General features: G+C 71.4%; 4 protein-coding genes and 1 tRNA gene. All 5 read left to right on the forward strand.

The window, feature by feature from the left end:
* Positions 1-403 (forward strand): glycosyltransferase (locus Q8Q85_16870; protein MDP3775934.1); only part of this gene is annotated, 403 nt, incomplete at its 5' end.
* Complete coding sequence (locus Q8Q85_16875; GenBank protein MDP3775935.1) at positions 400-2,079, forward strand: DUF1957 domain-containing protein; 1,680 nt, start codon at positions 400-402, stop codon at positions 2,077-2,079. The genes Q8Q85_16870 and Q8Q85_16875, both read left to right, overlap by 4 nt.
* The gene (locus Q8Q85_16880) at positions 2,076-3,434 is read left to right on the forward strand and encodes a DUF3536 domain-containing protein (protein MDP3775936.1); all 1,359 of its coding nucleotides are present in this window, start codon (positions 2,076-2,078) and stop codon (positions 3,432-3,434) included. Before Q8Q85_16875 ends, Q8Q85_16880 begins: the two co-directional genes overlap by 4 nt.
* Entirely contained in the window at positions 3,431-5,344 is a 1,914-nt protein-coding gene (locus Q8Q85_16885; GenBank protein ID MDP3775937.1) for a DUF1926 domain-containing protein, read from the forward strand. Before Q8Q85_16880 ends, Q8Q85_16885 begins: the two co-directional genes overlap by 4 nt.
* Positions 5,345-5,410: 66 nt before the next feature.
* Positions 5,411-5,483 (forward strand) — tRNA-Phe (locus Q8Q85_16890).
* Position 5,484: the final 1 nt, after the last annotated feature.

Here is a 5,484-nt window from a genome sequence, read left to right on the forward strand (position 1 = left end):
CGCCGGCCTCGCCGCGGCGCACCCCGACCGCATCGGCGCCAACTTCGGCTTCACCGACCGGCTCGAGCACCGGCTGCTGGCGGGAGCGGATTTCCTGCTCATGCCTTCGCTGTACGAGCCGTGCGGGCTCACCCAGATGCGGGCCCAGCGCTACGGGGCCATCCCGGTCGCGCGGCGCGTGGGCGGCCTGGCGGACACCATCGAGGATGAAGTGACGGGCTACCTGTTCGACGAATACTCTCCGGCCGGATTCGACCGGGCGGTGCGGCGCGCGCTGGCGCTGTTCGCCGACGCGCCGGCGTGGCAGTCGGATTCGCGCCAGGCGATGGGCCGCGACTTCTGCTGGGCTCATTCGGCCGCGCGGTATCTCGCGGCCTACCAACGCGCGCTGGCGGCCCGATGACGGACTTCATTCTCGCGCTCCACAGTCATCTTCCGTACGTCCTCAACCACGGGCGGTGGCCGCACGGCAGCGACTGGCTGTGCGAGGCGGCGCTCGACACCTACCTGCCCCTGATCGAGGCGCTGTCAACTCTAGAGCGCGCCGGCGTGAGCGCGCCGGTGACGATCGGCGTGACGCCGGTGCTAGCCAACCAGCTGGTGAATCCGGCGTTCGCCGCGGAGATGGAGACGTTCATCGCTCAGCGTCTCGCCGCATGCGACGAGGCCCACGTCTCGCTGGCGACGACCGGCGACGCACACCTCGTGCCGCTGGCTGGATTCTGGCGGGAGCGATTCCTGCACCTGCGCGAACTGTTCCGGTCGCTGGGCGGAAACATCGTCGCCGTGCTGCGCGACCTCGAGGGGCGCGGGCGGATAGAGATCATGGGCTCGGCGGCCACGCACGGGTTCCTCCCGCTACTGGGGCGTGACGAGAGCATCCAGCTTCAGCTTGCCCTTGGGCAGGCGGAGCACCGGCGGCTGTTCGGTCGCGCGCCGAAGGGGTGCTGGCTTCCCGAGTGCGCGTATCGCCCGCGCGGCGCGTGGGAGCCTCTGCCCGGTGCTCGTCGCGCGGCCGTGCGGCCCGGCACCGACGAGCACCTCGCCACGGCGGGGTTCCGCTACTTCTTCACTGACGCGAACCTGGCCGAAGCCGGCGTGCCCCTTGGCGCCTCCAGCGACGTCCCACTCGGCGCCGAGCGGTTCGACTCCGAGCGGCACGATGTTTCCGTGCAGAAACTGACGGAGACCGGAAAGCGGTCGCCGTACCACGCCTACCGCATGGCGGGCGCGCTGGCGCGTTCGGTGGCGGCCTTCGTGCGCGATCCGCGCTCCTCCATGCAGGTGTGGAGCAAGCAGAAGGGCTACCCTGGCGACCCGTGGTACCTCGAGTTTCACAAGATCCGCCCGGACGGCCTCAAGTACTGGCGGGTCACGGGACCGGTGGACCTCGGCGCGAAGCGGCCCTACGAGCCGGCGGCGGCACAGGGCCGCGCCTCGGAGCACGCCAGGCACTTCGCCTCGCTGCTGGCGTCCACCGCGGTCAGCACGCGCGGCAACGGCCCCGGAGTCATCGTCTCTCCATTCGACACGGAATTGTTCGGCCACTGGTGGTTCGAGGGCGTCGACTTCATCCAGGCGCTCTATGGGCGCCTGAAGGGGCAGACCGTGGTGCGTCCGGTAACCGCCGCGCTTCATCTGGACGAGCACCCGCCGCGTACGACGGTGCGGCTCTCGGCCGGCTCCTGGGGCGCGAACGGCGACTGGAGCATGTGGCTCAACGACCAGACGGAGCGGCTGTGGCGCAGGCTGTGGGCCCTGGAAGACGCGTTCTGGGACGCCGCGCCGGCGGCGCTCGCCTCGGAGTCCGCTCGGCCGGTGCTGGCGCAGGCCGCACGCGAGCTGCTCCTCGCCCAGGCGTCCGACTGGCAGTTCATGATCTCCACGGGTGCGGTGACCGACTACGCCGAGCGGCGTTTTGCCCTGCACTGCGATGACGCCGAGCGACTCGTGGCGGCGCTGGCTCCAGGCGCCGGCGTCGGGGCGCTCGAGGCCGCTCAGCGCGTCGCGGAGGAGCTGCGCCGCCGCGACGACCTCTTCCCGGACGTTCTCACCTCGGTGGCCACCGCGCTCGGATGACCGATCGCCGCTCGATCGTGATCCACGGCCATTTCTACCAGCCGCCGCGCGAGAACCCGGCGACCGGGCTCGTGCCCGTCGAGGCCTTGGCAGCGCCGGACCACGACTGGAACGCACGCATCACCCGCGAATGTTACGCGCCACTAACCGCCGCGCGCGTCGGATCGGGCGCATCGGCGCGGCAGCTCAACGCGTTCGCGTGGCTGAGCTTCGACGTCGGCCCGACCCTGCTCGACTGGATGGAGCGCGAGGCGCCCGAGACGGTCACCGCCATCATCGCCGCCGACCGGGAGAGCGCGCGGCGCCTGGGCCATGGCAACGCGCTGGCGATGCCGTACCACCACCTCATCCTCCCGCTCGCCTCGCGCCGCGACAAGACGACGGAGGTGCGCTGGGGCCTGGCGGACTTCCGGCGCCGCTTCGGGAGGCAGGCGGCCGGGATGTGGTTGCCGGAGACCGCGGTGGACGACGAGACGCTCGACGTGCTCGCGGCGGAAGGGTTGGCGTTCACGGTGCTGGCACCGCACCAGGTGTCGCGGCCGCCCGCGCACGGCCGTCCGGCGCGCTATCGCACCAGCGCCGGCCGCTGGATCACGCTCTGTCTCTACCACGGGCCGCTCTCGCACGACGTGGCGTTTGGGCAGCTGCTGCCGGACTCCGTGGCGTGGGAGCGCCGCCTGTTCGCCGATCCCGCCGCGGAGGTCGTGGCCTTGGCTACCGACGGCGAGACCTACGGCCATCACCACACTTTCGCCGATCTGGCGCTCGCGGCGCTGCTCGATCGGCTGGCGCGGCGGGCCGACGCGCGACTCGAGAACTTCGCGTCGATGGTGGCCCGCGAGCCGGCGACGGAGGCCGTGGCGCTGGTCGCGCCGAGCTCGTGGAGTTGCCCGCACGGGGTCGAGCGCTGGCGGGACGATTGCGGCTGCAGCATCACGCCGGTCACGCAGCAAGGGTGGCGTGCGCCGCTGCGTGCGGCGGTGGATTGGCTGGCGCGCGAGGTCCACGCGCTCTACGAACGGGAGACCGCGGGGTCGCAGGGCGACCCGTGGGCGTCCCGTGACGCGGCGGGAGGCGCGCCGGACGCGCGGCCGGCCGGCCGCGCCTTGGAGCGGCTCGAGATGGAGCGCAGCGCGTTGGGGGCTTTCACCTCGTGTGGGTGGTTCTTCGACGACTTCGCGGCCCTCGAAGGCCGCATCGTGCTGCGCTACGCGGCCCGCGCCATCGCGCTGTCGGCGGCCGAGGGCCCACGGCTCGAGGCGGGTTTCGTGGAGCGGCTGGCGCCGGCCATGAGCAACGATCCGGCCCTGGGCTCGGGTCCGGACGTGTACCGCGCCGTGAAAGGTGAGGGATGAGCGAGCCGCTGCGCTTCATCTTCGGGGTGCACGTCCACCAGCCGGTGGGGAACTTCGACCACGTCTTCGACGACCACGTGCGCGACGTCTACCAGCCCTTCCTGGAGCGACTCGCGGAGGCCGAGTGCCTGCCGATCGCGCTGCACGTGTCGGGGCCGCTGCTCGAGTGGCTCGAAACGCGCCGCAGCCGGTATCTCGACCTCGTGGGCCGGCTCGCCTCCGACGGGAAGATCGAGCTGCTCCTCTCCGGGTTCTACGAGCCGGTGCTGGCGTCCCTCCCGCGCGCCGACCGGATCGAGCAGATCACCTGGATGCGTGAGGCGCTGCGCCGCCGCTTCGGTGTCGAGGCGACGGGGCTCTGGTTGACGGAGCGCGTGTGGGAGCCGGATCTGGCGGGGGACCTGGCCGAGGCAGGGGTGCGGTACGCACTGGTGGACGACCGGCACTTCCTCGTCACCGGCTTTCGCCGCGACCAGCTCCACGCGCCGTTCTGGACCGAGGCCAACGGCCGGCGTCTCGCGCTCTTCCCCATAGACGAAAAGCTGCGATACCTGTTGCCGTTCAAGCCGCCGGAGGAGCTGGCTTCCTACCTCGGGCAGCTGAGGTCCGACGGTCACCGGATGGCCGTCTTCGCCGACGACGGCGAGAAGTTCGGCGGGTGGCCGGGAACGAAGCAGTGGGTCTACGAGCGCGGGTGGCTGTCGCAGTTCCTCGACACGATGCGCGGGCTAGCCGAGCGCGGCGAAGTCCGACTCTGCACGCCTTCCGAGGCATTGCGCGAGGTGCCGAGCGGCGGACTGGCCTATCTGCCGAGCGCGTCGTACCGGGAGATGGAGCATTGGTCGCTGCCGCCGGAGGCCGCGAGCCGGCTAGTGCGGCTGGAGAAAGAGCTGGGGGAGGCGCGCATCGCGGGGCCGGAGGGCGCGCTGGTGCGCGGCGCGCACTGGCGCAACTTCCTCACCAAGTATCCTGAAGCCAACCGGATGCACAAGCAGATGCTGGCGCTCTCCGCCCTCAGCCGCGCCCGCGGCGATCCGCCGGAGGTGCGCCGCGCCATCGGGCGGGCGCAGTGCAACGACGCGTACTGGCACGGCGTGTTCGGGGGTCTCTACCTGCCGCACCTGCGCGAGGCGGTCTGGCGCAACCTGTCGCACGCCGAGGGAGTGCTGCGTACCGGCGAGCCCCTTGCGCACGAGACCAGCGACTTCGACGGCGACGGCTTCGACGAGGTCTGCGTGCATTCATCCGTGTTCTCGGCGGTGGTGAGCCCGCGTCGCGGTGGTGCGCTGGAGCTGTTCGTCAGGTTCGGCGCCGGGGTGAATTACGCGGATGTACTCACTCGGCGGCGCGAGGCCTATCACGAGCTGGCGCTCGCCGCGGTGCACGTCCCGGCCGAGGGCGACGAGGGCACGCCAAGCATCCACGAGATCGAGCATGCGCTCAGCCTGCGGCAGCTCCCGCCGTTCGACCCGGAGGAGCGGGCGATGTTCGTGGACCGGGTGGTGCCCGCGGAGCTGTCGAAGGACGACTACGCGCGGGGTGCGTACCAGCCGGTGCGGTCGTGGGCGCGCGAGGCGTTCGCCGCCGAGGTCACCGGGTCGGCGGAAGGCGTCGATGTCCATCTGACGGCGGACGCTCTGGCGAAGCGGCTGCGCTTCGAGGCCGGCGGCGGGCTCAGCGTTCACTACACCTGGGATCCGGCGGCATTCCCAGCGGACGCGGTCTTCGCGCCGGAGATATCGCTGTTCCGGCCGCTGGAGCTTCGGTGTGAGCCCCAAACCGAGTTGTGGTCGTTCCCGGTCGCTACCGTGGCCAAGAGCGAGCGGGGCCTGGACCAGACGGTTCAAGGGGAGTCGCTGACCCCGCGGTGGCCGGTTGCGGCTGGCGGCGGGTCGATCGTGGTCGTCTGATAGGGGCGGTGCGCGCAGCCGGGCGGTGTGGCGTCCCGGCAGGGCCTCGGCTATTTTCCGCGCCCCGGCCAGGTAGCTCAGATGGTAGAGCAGCGGACTGAAAATCCGCGTGTCGACGGTTCGATTCCGCCCCTGGCCAC

The sequence above is a fragment of the Gemmatimonadales bacterium genome, from assembly GCA_030697825.1.
Taxonomy (GTDB): domain Bacteria; phylum Gemmatimonadota; class Gemmatimonadetes; order Gemmatimonadales; family JACORV01; genus JACORV01.